15 protein-coding genes and 1 pseudogene are annotated in these 14,933 nt (G+C 37.6%); 3 read left to right on the forward strand and 13 right to left on the reverse strand.

Features of this window, described 5'->3' with window-relative positions:
- Window positions 1–36 precede the first annotated feature (36 nt).
- The gene (locus LOK41_RS01565; RefSeq protein ID WP_241814874.1) at window positions 37–693 is read right to left on the reverse strand and encodes a DUF421 domain-containing protein; all 657 of its coding nucleotides are present in this window, start codon (window positions 691–693) and stop codon (window positions 37–39) included.
- 114 nt (window positions 694–807) lie between these two features.
- Here LOK41_RS01565 and LOK41_RS01570 point away from each other — a divergent pair, with 114 nt between their 5' ends.
- Window positions 808–1,191, forward strand: a complete 384-nt coding sequence (locus LOK41_RS01570; protein WP_241814875.1) for a TIGR04086 family membrane protein — start codon at window positions 808–810, stop codon at window positions 1,189–1,191.
- A gap of 32 nt (window positions 1,192–1,223) precedes the next feature.
- Here LOK41_RS01570 and yajC read toward each other — a convergent pair whose 3' ends face one another.
- Genes yajC through ruvA form a run of 6 tightly spaced genes read right to left on the reverse strand, consistent with a single transcriptional unit; the run spans window position 1,224 to window position 5,558 of the window.
- On the reverse strand, window positions 1,224–1,484 hold the full coding sequence (gene yajC / locus LOK41_RS01575) for a preprotein translocase subunit YajC (RefSeq protein WP_017150677.1): 261 nt from the start codon (window positions 1,482–1,484) through the stop codon (window positions 1,224–1,226).
- A gap of 27 nt (window positions 1,485–1,511) precedes the next feature.
- Window positions 1,512–2,651 carry a tRNA guanosine(34) transglycosylase Tgt gene (tgt, locus tag LOK41_RS01580; RefSeq protein WP_016116455.1) on the reverse strand — a complete coding sequence of 380 codons (1,140 nt, stop codon included), beginning with the start codon at window positions 2,649–2,651 and terminating at the stop codon, window positions 1,512–1,514.
- A gap of 14 nt (window positions 2,652–2,665) precedes the next feature.
- Entirely contained in the window at window positions 2,666–3,718 is a 1,053-nt protein-coding gene (gene queA / locus LOK41_RS01585) for a tRNA preQ1(34) S-adenosylmethionine ribosyltransferase-isomerase QueA (RefSeq protein ID WP_174098878.1), read from the reverse strand.
- A gap of 18 nt (window positions 3,719–3,736) precedes the next feature.
- Window positions 3,737–3,937: a DUF2905 domain-containing protein gene (locus tag LOK41_RS01590; RefSeq protein WP_241814876.1), complete on the reverse strand. Its 201-nt coding sequence runs from the start codon at window positions 3,935–3,937 to the stop codon at window positions 3,737–3,739.
- On the reverse strand, window positions 3,934–4,935 hold the full coding sequence (gene ruvB, locus LOK41_RS01595) for a Holliday junction branch migration DNA helicase RuvB (protein ID WP_174098876.1): 1,002 nt from the start codon (window positions 4,933–4,935) through the stop codon (window positions 3,934–3,936). Before ruvB ends, LOK41_RS01590 begins: the two co-directional genes overlap by 4 nt.
- Before the next feature lie 5 nt (window positions 4,936–4,940).
- A complete protein-coding gene (gene ruvA / locus LOK41_RS01600) occupies window positions 4,941–5,558 on the reverse strand; it encodes a Holliday junction DNA helicase RuvA (protein ID WP_241814877.1) in 618 nt (205 codons plus the stop codon).
- A gap of 191 nt (window positions 5,559–5,749) precedes the next feature.
- Here ruvA and LOK41_RS01605 point away from each other — a divergent pair, with 191 nt between their 5' ends.
- Entirely contained in the window at window positions 5,750–6,694 is a 945-nt protein-coding gene (locus LOK41_RS01605; protein ID WP_241814878.1) for an iron-hydroxamate ABC transporter substrate-binding protein, read from the forward strand.
- A gap of 13 nt (window positions 6,695–6,707) precedes the next feature.
- Here LOK41_RS01605 and LOK41_RS01610 read toward each other — a convergent pair whose 3' ends face one another.
- Window positions 6,708–7,238 (reverse strand): BofC C-terminal domain-containing protein, encoded by a 531-nt coding sequence (locus tag LOK41_RS01610; RefSeq protein ID WP_241814879.1) that lies wholly within the window; start codon window positions 7,236–7,238, stop codon window positions 6,708–6,710.
- A 458-nt stretch (window positions 7,239–7,696) separates the two neighbouring features.
- On the opposite strand from LOK41_RS01610, the gene LOK41_RS01615 reads away from it, so the two are divergent.
- Entirely contained in the window at window positions 7,697–8,131 is a 435-nt protein-coding gene (locus LOK41_RS01615; RefSeq protein ID WP_241814880.1) for a branched-chain amino acid ABC transporter substrate-binding protein, read from the forward strand.
- A gap of 68 nt (window positions 8,132–8,199) precedes the next feature.
- On the opposite strand, the gene LOK41_RS01620 is transcribed toward LOK41_RS01615, so the two are convergent.
- From LOK41_RS01620 to nadB, 5 genes and pseudogenes are all read right to left on the reverse strand, one after another.
- On the reverse strand, window positions 8,200–8,880 hold the full coding sequence (locus tag LOK41_RS01620) for a YhcN/YlaJ family sporulation lipoprotein (RefSeq protein ID WP_241814881.1): 681 nt from the start codon (window positions 8,878–8,880) through the stop codon (window positions 8,200–8,202).
- A 1,961-nt stretch (window positions 8,881–10,841) separates the two neighbouring features.
- Window positions 10,842–11,010, reverse strand: a pseudogene (safA, locus tag LOK41_RS29220) (SafA/ExsA family spore coat assembly protein); the annotation flags it as partial.
- Window positions 11,011–11,214: 204 nt separating this feature from the next.
- Complete coding sequence (nadA, locus tag LOK41_RS01630; protein ID WP_241814883.1) at window positions 11,215–12,321, reverse strand: quinolinate synthase NadA; 1,107 nt, start codon at window positions 12,319–12,321, stop codon at window positions 11,215–11,217.
- A gap of 29 nt (window positions 12,322–12,350) precedes the next feature.
- Window positions 12,351–13,184 (reverse strand): carboxylating nicotinate-nucleotide diphosphorylase, encoded by an 834-nt coding sequence (gene nadC / locus LOK41_RS01635; RefSeq protein ID WP_241814884.1) that lies wholly within the window; start codon window positions 13,182–13,184, stop codon window positions 12,351–12,353.
- 19 nt (window positions 13,185–13,203) lie between these two features.
- Window positions 13,204–14,730 (reverse strand): L-aspartate oxidase, encoded by a 1,527-nt coding sequence (gene nadB / locus LOK41_RS01640; RefSeq protein ID WP_241814885.1) that lies wholly within the window; start codon window positions 14,728–14,730, stop codon window positions 13,204–13,206.
- Window positions 14,731–14,933: the final 203 nt, after the last annotated feature.

The following is a 14,933-nucleotide window of genomic DNA, read 5'->3' on the forward strand; positions in this document are numbered from 1 at the left end:
AAAAATAAGAAGCTTGCTTTTTTCAATGCAAGCTTCTTATTTATCTTTTAAATCCACAAAAAACTCCCCATTTTGGAAACTACAATACGAAATTTCTGTTATATCACTGTATCCTATGTTTTTCAGTTTTCTCACAAGCCATTCTTCTGACTGTTCAATCATATGCAAATGTGATTGTTGCATCTCCCCATCAATAATCAGTGGAAATGAAAAAATAGGTGTATCATCCTTATTTTTTTCATCCTTTTGTTTATGAAATACAGATAGTTTTCCTGAAGCTTCTAAAATAGCATATTCGACATCGCGAATATCACCAATTCCTTCTTCTCTTAACTGCATTAATAAATCGTCCATGTTATAGCGTTGCTTTCGCATTTGTTTTTCATCAATTTTCCCTTTCCGAACAATAATGGCTGGTTCACCATCTATTAAATGTCGGATTTTCCCACTTTTCAGAGAAGCGTATGCTAACACCATTTGAATAATCACAATTACTGCCATAGGAACAATTTGATCCCATACAGGGCGATCAGCATCGATAATTCCTAATACAGCAAGTTCACCTAACATAATAAAAACAACCAAATCCAAAATACTGAGTTCACCAATTTCTCGTTTTCCCATAACACGAAAAATAAGTAGCATAATGAAATACAATAGAACTGTTCGAAAGGCAATTCCCCATAGTTCCATCTGTAATCCCCTTTCTATTTCTTTCTTCTACGACGTAGTTTAACCAGCAAAAAAGAAACTAGTCTAACTTACAAGAATTGAAAATATGCTTGTATTAAAAAGGGGGAATTTATCATGGATGGAACGAAAAAGTTATCTACAGCAATTGGGTTTGGTATTATCACTTTATTAATACTTGCTTCTGTTACAAGTATGGTGATTGCACTTTTATTAAAATTCACAAACATTAGTGAAGGAGCATTAGCAATTACTCTTTTCATATTTGCAATCCTCTCTACCCTCATCTCTGGCTTTGTCGCTGGTAAAAAGGCACAAGGTAGAGGATGGTTAGTCGGTTTCACAACCGGACTTACCTTTACAATTCTTGTTTTTCTCGTCAGCTACTTAGGTTTCTCACACGCTCTATCCAACTCACAGCTTCTCTATCAACTTATGTTAATGGGGGCAAGTACAATTGGTGGTATATTCGGCGTTAACATGACGAAACGCTCGAATTAAAAAAGCCCTGCTATTAGCAGAGCTTTTGACTGTTACTTCTTCACAACTTCACGAATCGCATTGCGATCGAATGTTAAATGTGAACCACCAGATTTAATTACAATCGTAGTGTCATCTACTGATTCGATTGTACCGTGCAAGCCACCGATTGTTACAATCGCATCACCTTTTTGTAATTCACTTTGCATTTGAGCTACTGCCTTTTGACGCTTTTGCTGCGGGCGAATTAATAAGAAATAGAAAATCGCAAACATCGCAACGATCATGACAATATTCATCATACCTGGATTCATTTTTTGTTCCTCCTTTTAAATTATGTATTAGAAGTTTTTAGCATTCGGTTTATTAAAGCCATATTGTTCAAAGAACTCTTCACGGAAATCACCAAGACGGTCTTCTCGAATGGCTTGTCTCACCTGCTCCATTAAGTTTAACAGAAAATGAAGGTTGTGATAAGACGTTAAACGAATTCCGAACGTTTCATCACATTTCATTAAGTGACGAATGTACGCACGAGAATAGTTTTTACATGTGTAACAATCACAATTTGGATCAAGCGGACCGAAGTCTCTTGCAAACTTCGCATTCTTCACCACGAGACGCCCTTGGCTTGTCATACATGTACCATTTCGAGCAATACGTGTTGGAAGTACGCAGTCAAACATGTCAATACCACGAATTGCACCGTCAATTAATGAGTCAGGAGAACCTACTCCCATTAAATAACGTGGTTTATTGTCCGGAAGAAGCGGTGTTGTAAATTCAAGTACACGGTTCATAATATCCTTTGGTTCCCCAACTGATAATCCCCCTACCGCATAACCAGGGAAATCCATTGAAACAAGGTCTTTCGCACTTTGGCGACGAAGCTCTTCAAACTCTCCGCCCTGTACAATACCGAATAAACCTTGATCCTGTGGACGCTCATGCGCTTTTAAGCAACGCTCCGCCCAACGGCTCGTACGCTCTACAGACTTTTTCATATATTCAAACGTAGCTGGGAACGGTGGACACTCATCAAATGCCATCATGATATCTGAACCTAATGCATTTTGAATTTCCATCGCTTTTTCTGGTGATAAGAATAATTTATCCCCATTTAAGTGATTACGGAAATGGACGCCTTCTTCTTCAATACGGCGGAAATCACTTAAACTAAATACTTGGAAACCACCGGAATCTGTTAAGATTGCGCGGTCCCAGTTCATAAATTTATGTAAGCCACCTGCCTCACGAATAATTTCATGACCTGGACGTAGCCATAAATGATACGTATTACTTAAAATAATACCAGAATCCATTGCTTTTAATTCTTCTGGTGACATTGTTTTCACTGTCGCAAGTGTACCAACCGGCATAAATGTTGGTGTATCAAATGAGCCGTGTGGTGTATGGACGCGTCCTAAACGTGCCCCCGTTTGTTTACATGTTTTAATAAATTCATAACGAATTGCTGTCATAGATTTACTCCTTTTTATTTGTTTCTTGCTTTAGCATGAGATGCAACGAACATCGCATCACCGAAGCTAAAGAAACGATATTTCTCTTTTACTGCTTCATTGTAAGCATGAAGAACATTTTCTCTATTTGCAAATGCACTTACAAGCATAATTAATGTTGATTTTGGCAAATGGAAGTTTGTAATTAAACCATCAATTGCTTTAAACTCATATCCTGGATACATAAAAATATCCGTCCATCCAGATGCTCCGCAAAGCTTACCGTCGTGATCTGTAGCAATTGTTTCTAGTGTACGAGTTGATGTTGTACCAACTGTAATGATACGACCACCATTCTCTTTCACACGATTTAACAAATCTGCCGTTTCTTCTGACATATGATAATACTCCGCATGCATATGGTGTTCTTCAATTGTATCTGCAGACACTGGTCTAAATGTACCAAGACCTACATGAAGCGTAATGAATGCTAAATGAACACCTTTTTGCTTCAACTTTTCTAATAATTCTTCAGTAAAATGAAGCCCAGCTGTCGGTGCTGCTGCAGAACCAATTTCCTTCGCATATACCGTTTGATAACGATCACGGTCTTCCAGTGTTTCTTTAATATACGGAGGAAGCGGCATTTCTCCAAGTTCATCTAAAATTTCATAAAAGATACCGTCATACGAAAACTCCAGCTGACGTCCACCTTGATCAGCTGTTCCGATGCAAGTTGCTTTTAGCTTTCCTTCACCAAAAGAAATAATCGTTCCTTCTTTTACACGTTTAGCTGGCTTTACAAGCGTTTCCCACTTATCACCATCTTCTTGTTTTAAAAGAAGTACTTCAATATGTGCACCTGTATCTTCTTTCACACCATGCAAACGAGCAGGCATAACTTTCGTTTCATTTAAAACTAAACAGTCTCCTTCATGTAAATAAGAAAGAATGTCCGTAAAATGCTTATGCTCGATATCACCTGTTTCACGGTCTAACACCATTAATCGTGATGTTTCACGCTCTTCAAGCGGTGTTTGTGCAATAAGTTCTTCCGGTAAATGAAAATCAAACAGATTAATATCCATAACTATAGCCACCTATTTCTATTTAAATCGATTTATTATATACATAATAAAAGATAATACAATACTTAACACAATACATGTAATGATCGGAAAATAAAAGGTAACGTTTCCTTTTTTTACAAAAATATTGCCTGGAAGCCTTCCGATAAACTTCCAAGCTATTCCCACGACAATGAGAAGGATACCCGCCGTAATAAGCAACTTCGGCATATCCGTCATACTTTTGGCATCTCCATTCCGAAATGGTCATATGCAAGCGGTGTTACGATTCGTCCCCTTGGTGTTCGTTGTAAAAAACCGATTTGAAGTAAATACGGTTCATATACATCTTCAATCGTCGTAGATTCTTCCCCGATTGTCGCTGAAACAGTCTCTAATCCGACTGGTCCACCGCGGAACTTTTCAATAATACCAAGCAGTAACTTATGATCGATATGATCAAGCCCTAATTTATCGACTTGTAAGAGCTCTAATGCCATTTGAGTAATTTCCATCGTAATCGTTCCGTTGCCTCGAACTTGCGCAAAATCACGCACGCGTCTTAATAATCGGTTCGCGATACGCGGCGTACCACGCGCACGCCTTGCAATTTCTAAAGCAGCTAATGAGTCTATTTCAACTTCAAACACCTCTGCTGTCCGCTCTACAATCGCCGAAAGTTGATCTACTGTATAATACTCTAATCGTGATAACACGCCAAATCGGTCACGGAGCGGCGCTGATAAAGCACCTGCACGTGTTGTTGCACCAACTAATGTGAACGGTGGTAAATCAAGCCTTACAGATCTTGCAGTTGGTCCTTTACCAATGACAATATCAAGGCAAAAATCCTCCATCGCTGGATATAACACTTCTTCAATCGATCGGTGCAGGCGATGAATTTCATCAATAAATAGTACATCACCAGGTTGAAGCGCCGTTAATACTGCCGCTAAATCCCCTGGACGCTCGATTGCTGGACCTGACGTTGTTCGAATATTAACGCCCATTTCATTAGCGATAATATTCGCAAGCGTCGTTTTACCAAGTCCTGGCGGTCCGTATAATAGTACGTGATCCAATGTCTCCTCACGCATTTTCGCCGCCTCAATAAACACTTCTAAATTATGCTTTGCCTTATCTTGGCCAATATACTGACGGAGCGTCTGTGGCCGTAACGAATATTCTAAATCCGCATCTTCATATGCCGATTCTCCTGAAAGGAGACGTTCGTCCATTCTACTCACCTCTTACCATTTAGTAAAAGACTAAGTGCCTTTTTAATATATTGATCCGTCGTAAGTGATTCTTTTAATAACTCCGGTATAACGCGATTTACTTCTCGTTCTGCATAGCCAAGTGCACGCAGTGCTTCAAGCGCTTCGTCAAGCTCAGCTGATGAGCCTTTCTTCTCGTCAAAACGTTCTACATCTGAGAATAAATCAATAAATGCATCTGGTACAACATCCGCTAACTTCCCTTTTAAGTCTAAAATCATTTGACGTGCTGTTTTCTTTCCGACTCCCGGGAATTTCACTAAGAATTTTTCATCCTCATGTTCAATCGCCTGTACAACCTGTCCGGTTTGACCAGAAGCTAAAATTGCAAGCGCACCTTTTGGCCCGATTCCTGACACACCTAAGAGTTTTGTAAATAATAAACGCTCCTCACGTGTCTTAAATCCGTAAAGCGCCATAATATCTTCTCTCACATAATGATATGTATATACACGAATTTCTTGCTTGCTTCTTTGGAATACATACGGATTTGGCGTAAAAATTTGATAGCCAATTCCATTATGATCAAGAACGACATATTCCGGCCCTACATATTCCACATAGCCTGTAACATATTCAAACAAAATACGATCTCTCCCTCTTAAATCATGTATTCCATTTTAACATATCTAATGCTGGAAAAGCGAGACTGACCCAACAAATGTTCTCTATTTGGATTTTCCATTTTTTTAATATTGACAGAAAGATATAGTGCCAATTAACATTACAACTGCGATAATGATTATCAATACTAATTAAAGGGGTTACATACAAGATGAAACGCAATCTATCTATTCTACTTACTCTCATTCTTGTTGTTTTTGCCATCGTTGGTTGCTCTTCTAAAAAAGAAGAATCACAGGCGAAAGAACAACCGAAAACAAAAGTTGTAAAACATGCAAAAGGAGAAGTTGAAATTCCGACAAATCCAAAAAGAATTGTTGATTTATCTGGATCATCTGAAGAACTATTACTTCTTGGTCATAAACCAGTTGGTACTGCCAACACGTATAAAGATAAAATCCAAAATCATTTACAAAAAGAACTAGAAGGTGTAAAAGCAGTTGGTTGGTACTGGGCACCTAAAGTCGATTTAGAAGCAGTTACTGCTTTAAAACCAGACTTAATTATTTTAAACAATCGTCAATTGAAAATTTATGATCAATTATCAAAAGTTGCACCTACAGTTGTTTTAGAAACAAACTTAGAAAACTGGCGTGGTAAATTTAAAGAAGTAGGCAAGCTATTTGACGAAGAGAAAAAAGCTGATAAATGGATTGCAGACTATGATAAAAAATCTGCTTCCTTATCTAAAAAGATTAAAGAGAAAACAAAAGATGAGAACTTTATGTTCCTTGCTGTAACACCGCAAAACTTCCGTGTATATGGTAGTTTCGGATATGGTGATATTCTCTTTAACGACTTAAAGCTTCCTGCAACGAAAGGTACAGATTTAAAACAAACGATGGCACAAGTATCACTAGAAGGTCTTGTTGCATTCCAGCCTGATCAAATGTTTATTGTAAACTTTGGTGGCGAGGCAGATAAAGTGTTTAACGACTACAAAAACAGCGCTGTTTGGAAAGATAATAAAGCTGTAAAAAATAATCATGTTTACGAAGTAAGCAATGAAGTCTTTAACACAAAAGCATTCAATCCAATCGGAAAAGATATGCTAATTGATGAAATTGCAAAACAAATTTTAGATAAAAACAAATAAGAAAAATAGCAGCTCATCCCGAGCTGCTATTTTTCTTATTTTGTACTGCATACTGCTTCATCTTCTCAATCGTCTTCACAAAACGTTCTTTGGACTTGATGCGAATACCGCGTTTTAACTCTGCTCGTTCATAACTTTCTAGCTTTTTCATATCAATTTGAAAAAATGAATGAATCGCATTATCTTCTTTTGGCACACCATTAAAAATTTGCAGTATTCCCTCATTAGAAACACCAAAATACCCACTCGTTTTAAGTAGTGGTGAAATATCATCTACCTTTTTTTGCAATACAATTTGTGTATCATCACGATCCACAAGTTTCCATTCTTTATACTGCTGAAGAAACTGTTCTAAGTTTGCTACTTTTTCAGTAAAAATCTCCTCACTTACTTCTCCATCTACATACATACGCTCTAATAGAATCGTAACTTGAGGTTCTTTTTGCGTGACTTTTGGTACAGAAGACTCAGCCATCACACTTGATTCATGATATAAACAAAACATAGCGATTACGACTTGAACTGCAATCATCATGAATTTCATTTCCGCTCACCTCTTCTAAGCAAAATAAAACTTCCATTCGTAGTTTTTCCGAAAATGGGGGATTTATCCATAATAACAACAATAGTTATTTTTAATGAAAATAAAAAATGCAGGTAAGATATAAGCCTACCTGCATGAGTCGTTTACATTATATAATAAGAAAGACGCCTGAACATAGCAGGCGTCTTGATGCGTTTACGGCGAGAGACCAGGCGGCCACATCCGCGTGTTTAGCATTTAAGCATATCTCTCGTCTTACGTAAATTAGCTCATCGCTTTGCTAATATAACACTAATGTAAAAGGAACGCAAGCTAATCCTAGAAATTTTTTATTACCTTTTCATACCAACATGTATTCCTCAAGCCCCTTAAGTAAAATATAAATTGATTTATGTAACATATATGTTACAATTAACATGTATAAAATGATAAAGTATGGTAAAACAGGAGTGAGTCTATTGAAAAAAATAAAAGATGAACGTTTAATCCTTCAAACTCTAAAAAATGTTCGAATCGCTTTTCTATTTCAAACAATTGGTATAATAGGGATTTTGGGGTATATTGGCTTCCATGAAGGGATAGATCAAATTACAAAATCTCCGCTATGGTTATTATTTATGTTAACAAGTATACTTCTAGCCTATTTACAAATGGGAATCTCTGTTGATGCAGAAGAAAACGAAAAAGGGATACATATAACACCTTACTACAAACTTGTTTTCCGCTCTGCTATCGTAGGAATCATCTTTGTTGTTATTTATGTTATCTTCAGTCCTGAAAGACCATTGTGGGAAGCACTGCTTATTGGAAGCATTCTTTTCTTATGCTTTTTAGCTTCTTATTCTGTTGGTTACTTTATTAAGAAAAAAAGATTACAGGATATGGATGAATAATCTTCTATGTATCCTGCTAATACTTACGATAACAAAAAAGGGAAGGCGTAAACCTTTCCCTTTTTTTGTTATCGTACTGTACCAGTTAGACCATCACGGATGTCTCGGAACAGATCTGTTATATCACGGTTTAAATCGTTTGTTACTGTTCCATTGCGTAAACGTGTATTCACTGTATCGACACGGTCAAACATGTCATTTTTAACAGTTACATACACATTACGGTTTTTCACATCGTTGGCAACAGCTTGACGAATTTCATTTGCCATTGCTGTTTCGTTTGCTACTGCACCACGTGGTTTTACCGCAATTACTATATCATTTCCTCGTACAACAGTAGAAACGCGATCTACATTATTCATACGTTTAACACGATTTGTAATTCTTTCTGCTGTCTTACCATCGTTGTTAATATATGAATTATTCATTGTAATGTTACGAGTTGGATAAGGATTTGCAATTTGACCATGGTAATTTACATCACGGTAATAATTATATCCAACATTATCACGACGATCGTAAACATTATTATTCATTCGGTCACCATTACGATATGTTACATAATCAGTATATCGATCGGTACGCGTCACATTATTTCTATATGGACGTGTATCATCATACGATGTACGTTCATAATTGTAAGTTGCATTACGATCATCCATCGCATTGTTATTATTAGGTGTACCACATGCAGCTAACGCACTGGTAACTAACAAAGAAGCGGCAATAATCTTAATCTTTTTACTCAATATAAAAACCCCCCTTGTTAGGTTGAACTTCCCTCTCGAAAAGCTCCTTCTTATAGTGAGTAACAAAAGAGGTTTTTACACTTGTTAATATTTCACTAGGAATTTTCTAACACTACTTCTTTACCGTTAACACAACTCTTTCTATTCCTCATCTTCTGCAAGTGGTTCTCCAAAAACTCTCGGCGGATCTTGATAAAACATCGCACCTGGTTGCGGTGCATACGCAACTTGATTTGTTGGGTAGTATAGAGAATTCGGATAGTATGGTCCCCCTGGCTGTGGACTGTATAAATTTCTTTCCTCACCACATCCACAATCTTCTTCTGCCGGCATCATTGGTGGCATGTTATTATCCGTTTGTGGTTGATATGGCATTGAAGTATGTTGCACTGGCATTTGGTACGGCATTATTGGCACACCTTGTGTATACGGCATTTGATAATACGGATTTTGCTGTGGTTGATATGGCATTTGGTAATATGGATACTGTTGTGGCATCATTTGTGGTTGATATGGCATCGGTATTTGGTGTGGCATCATTGGCGGTAGTTGGTTATTATCCATCATCGGCATCATATTCGGCATTTGGTTATTATCCATCATTGGCATCATATTCGGCATTTGATTATTATCCATCATCGGCATCACATTCGGCATTTGGTCATTATCCATCATCGGCATCATATTCGGCATTTGATTATTATCCATCATCGGCATCACATTCGGCATTTGGTCATTATCCATCATCGGCATCATATTCGGCATTTGATTATTATCCATCATCGGCATCATATTCGGCATTTGATTATTATCCATCATCGGCATCATATTCGGCATTTGGTTATTATCCATCATCGGCATCACATTCGGCATTTGATTATTATCCATCATCGGCATCACATTCGGCATTTGGTCATTATCCATCATCGGCATCACATTTGGCATTTGATTATTATCCATCATCGGCATCACATTCGGCATTTGGTTATTATCCATCATCGGCATCATATTCGGCATTTGGTTATTATCCATCATCGGCATCATATTTGGCATTTGGTTATTATCCATCATCGGCATCATATTCGGTGGTTGATTATTATTCATCATCGACAGGATATCTAGCATTTGGTTATTATCCATCGTTGGCATCGTAATATTAGGCGGTGTTACTTGTGGAATAACTAGTTTTTCTTTTGTTACATCCGGTGCAACTATATTTCCCACATTTTCTTTTTGTACCTGTGGCGAAACAACATTACTTACATTTTCTTTTTTCGTTTGTGGTGACACTATATTACCTACATTTTCTTTTTTCATTTGCGGCGAAACAACATTACCTACATTTTCTTTTTTCATTTGTGGTGACACTATATTTCCTACATTCTCCTTTTTTGTTTGCGGTGATACTATATTACTTACGTTTTCTTTTTTCGTTTGTGGTGACACTATATTGTTAGGTTTCATCTTCTGAATTTGCGGGGCAATTAACTCGCTTCCTTTTTTTATTACATCTGAAATTTTATAGTCTTTTTTAGGTTTAATTGGTGGTTGTGGTGGCTGTGGTAATATATTTACTGAAAACTTTGCACTTTCTTTCCCCGCTGGTTTCTCTACTTTTTCTATAACTGGTGGCTTTTCAATTACAGCTGGTTTTTCAACGACAGGAGGTTTTTGAATAGGTACTTCTTTCTGAATTGGTTTTTCTTTTTGTATTGGCACTTCTTTCTGAATTGGTTTTTCTTTTTGTATTGGCACTTCTTTCTGAATCGGCATTTCTTTTTGCGGCTTTACTTGCATTTCTTTTTGTGTTTGTTGCATAGCCGGTTGCTGCGTAATTGGGGCAGATTGATATGGTGCTTCTTCTTCATCTTCTATTCCAAGCGGCGTAGGTGTCGCTGCAAATTCTTTTTGTTGTACCTCTTTTACATATTCTTTTGGAGGAGCTGATCCAGCACCCATATTTTTTTTCACATGCACACTGCTAGATGGTACTTTTATTTTCATACCTGGCATAATCAAATCGGGATTGCTAAGCTGCGTATTCGTCTTTTTTAACGTTTCAAGGTCTACTCCGTACTTTTTCGCAATTTTCCAAAGGGTATCCCCTTTTTGCACGATATGAATTTTCAAATTTTCCCCCTCCTGTATTTACTTATCTATAAACAAAAATAATATAAAATAAAACTATCCTCTATGGTTTAACACTGTTGCTCTTACCATTTAGTCATACACAATATTGCACGAATATGAAAAATACAATGATTCCCTCAACACAATGTATGACTACAATTGGCTATTTATGTTTAATAAAAAAGCGACGGAAATCCGTCGCTTTTACACACGCTCTAACATACGATTTAGAGCAAGAACTGCTTCTTTTGTCACCTGTTTGTCTACCTGAATAACATTGATTTCCTCTCCGCGTTCTATCGTTTCTAACGCCCACAATAAATGTGGTAAATCAATGCGATTCATCGTTAAACAAGGACACATAAAAGGGTTTAGTGAAATGATTTCTTTATCTGGGTGCTGATGAATAATTCGATTGACTAAATTCATCTCTGTACCAATCGCCCATTTGCTCCCAGACGGTGCTTGTTCAATCATATCGATAATATATTTTGTCGATCCTGCATAATCAGAAGCTGCTACCACTTCATAACAACATTCTGGATGAACAATAATATTCATATCAGGATGGTTTTTCCGCACACTTTCAATGTTTTTGACAGTGAAATTTTGATGAACCGAACAATGCCCTTTCCATAAAATTACCTTTACATCTTCTATATCCCCATCGTACTCTAATGAATCTGTATGCGGATCCCAAACCGCCATTTTATCTAATGGAATCCCTAAGTCATACGCTGTATTTCTTCCTAAATGCTGGTCTGGTAAAAAGACAAGACGCTCTTTTTGCGTAAATGCCCAAGACACCATTTTTTTAGCATTAGAAGATGTTACTGTGGCACCGCCATTACGACCGCAAAATGCTTTAATAGCTGCTGTAGAATTGACATATGTCAATGGAATCATCGTATCTCCAAATAACTGCGTAAGTTCTTTCCAAGCTCGCTCTGTTTGTTCAATATCTGCCATATCTGCCATCGAACAGCCAGCACGCATATCTGGTAAGATAACAATTTGTTCATCTGTCGTTAACATATCTGCTGTTTCGGCCATAAAATGCACACCACAAAATACGATATATTTTGCCGCTTTATTGCTAGCCGCTACTTGTGCAAGTTGCAATGAATCTCCTGCAGCATCTGAGAATTGAATGACCTCATCCTTTTGATAATGATGCCCTGGAATAAATAACGTTTCCCCCAGTTTTTCTTTAATTTCACGAACACGCTCTTCCATCTCTTGTACTGACATTGTTTGATAACGCTCTGGTAACATCGTTTCGATTGGTTGAACCTTCTCTAAAATACTCATCAATACTCTCCCCCTCTAACCCTCTCGCCTTAAACCTCAATATTAAAGCTAATATCTAATGCTCCCGCAGAATGTGTTAATAATCCGAGCGAAATGTAATCTACCCCTGTTTTGCCGTATTTTGATAAATTTTCAATTGTAATACCACCTGATGCTTCTGTTACAATCGCACTTGGAACAATTTTAGAAAACTCACGAACTTCTTCTGGTGTACGATTGTCGAACATAATAATATCCGCTCCTGCAGCTACAGCTTCTCGCACTTGTTCTTCTGTCTCCGTCTCCACTTCAACTTTTACCATATGTCCAAGCTTTTCTTTTACAGATGTAACAGCTTTTGTAATAGACCCTGCAAAAGCAATGTGATTATCTTTAATCATGACACCATCGTATAATCCGAAGCGATGGTTATATCCGCCTCCGCATACAACCGCATATTTATCAAACATGCGTAGCCCTGGTATTGTTTTTCTCGTATCACAAATACGTGTATGGTCACTTTCTAGCGCCCGAACTGCTCTATGTGTCATCGTTGCTATACCGCTCATTCTTTGAATGACATTTAAAATTACACGCTCTGCTGTTAATAGAGAGGCAATCGGTCCTTGTACAGTTGCTAGAGTATCGCCCTTTTCTACAAAATCTCCATCTTTTTTATAAAATGAAACTTGAATTTTGTCGTCTATTAATCGAAACCCTTGTTCAATTATATCTGTTCCTGCAAATACACCTGTATCTTTTACAAGAAATGTCCCCTTGGCTTGTAAATTATCAGGAAATATAAGTTGCGATGTTACATCTCTTTCCCCGATATCTTCTAGAAAAAAACTTTCCAATGCTTTTCTTACCTTTAACCCGTTCATAAAATCCCTCTTCCCCTTATTACACAAGCTGTAATTTTTTATTAGCAAGAATAATTTCTTTCGTTACTTTATTTCGGCTTGGATAATCATCACGATAATGACCACCTATGCTCTCTTTTCTTTGCAATGCCGCTTCTGTAATGAGCTGGCAAACTGTTAGCATATTCATAATTGTTATATCTTCATTTGTAAAAGCTCCATATTGCAGTTGAATACTGTGCACACCATACTGTTCAAACCATTGCTTCGCACATAATAAACTCGTTTCTGTTCGTACAATTCCTACGTATTTCATCATCTGTTCTTGTATCTCTTTTTTCGTTGGTAATTGAGGAATTGTAGATACTTCATGAATTCTTTCATAACCGTTTTCTTTTCCTTGTACTGGATGAGCTAAAATATGCGCTCCAATCCGTCTTCCGAACACAAGCCCCTCTAGCAGTGAATTGCTCGCTAAACGATTTGCACCATGTACACCGTTACAGGCTACTTCACCAACGGCATATAAATGTGTAATTGATGTCTCTCCATCACAATTCGTCTTGACGCCCCCCATATGAAAATGAGCCCCAGGTACAACTGGTATTCTATTTTGTTTCACATCTATCCCATTCTTTTTGCATAATGCAGATACAGTAGGAAAACGCTCTTCAAAATGTTGAATAGAAGAAATATCCAAGTATACACTTTCTCCTGCAAGAAGCTGTTCATGAATCGCACGTGCCACTACATCACGCGGTGCAAGATCGTGCTGCGGATGTACGTCCAGCATAAAACGCTGTCCTTTTTCATTTAACAGAACAGCCCCTTCACCTCTTACCGCTTCTGAAACAAGTCCGCAGCAACAACCCCCTACATAGAGCATCGTTGGATGAAATTGAATAAACTCTAAATCAACCAACTCCCCACCAGCTCGGTACACCATTGCTAGTCCATCACCTGTAATCGTCTCATCGTTAGACGTAAATGCATACACGCCTCCAATGCCACCTGTAGCTAATACAATGTGTTCAGCATAGTAACGATGTATATGTCCTTCACTATCACGGGTCAAAACACCCTTACATGTATCATTTTCTATTATTAAATCGAGCACCATTTCTTGCTCCACTACTGTAACGTAAGGAGCTACTTCTTGAATCAAATGCTCTAATAAGTTTTTTCCTGTTGCATCTCCCCCAGCGTGTAAAATACGTCGTTTTCGATGCGCGCCTTCTTTTCCAAGATGAGGTCCTTTTTCATCCCCATCAAATTTCATCCCATTTGCAATAAGATTTCGAATCTCTTTCGGTCCTTCTTCCACTAAATATCGAACAGCTTCTTCGTTGTTACAATCACAACCAGCCGCTATCGTATCTTCATAATGATCATTCGCTTTGTCATAGGTAGCTACAGCTGCTGCAATTCCGCCCTGCGCTAAATGCGTATTGTTATTCCGCCTTGTTTTTTTTGTGATAATCATCACATTCTTTTCGTGACAAATCTCTTTCGCAACACTAAGTGCTGCAACACCACTTCCAATAATTAAGACATCTGCACTTGGCATGATCATTGCCTCCTACTTTACACTTTTCAACTGTCTTGACACCTATATTTACATAGATTTAAAATAATGACAAGAGTTTTTTAGAAAGTAATATTTTTGTTTTACGAATTTCTCATGCTATATAAAGTGAAACTTTAATCAGTCGGGGTTTTTGCCCCTTAATGCGGGATAAATCACTGCTATGAAGAAGAAAAAGAGGCTTC

Origin of the sequence: Bacillus sp. TL12 (genome assembly GCF_022625245.1) — a bacterium.
In the GTDB taxonomy this organism is placed as follows: Bacteria; Bacillota; Bacilli; order Bacillales; family Bacillaceae_G; genus Bacillus_A.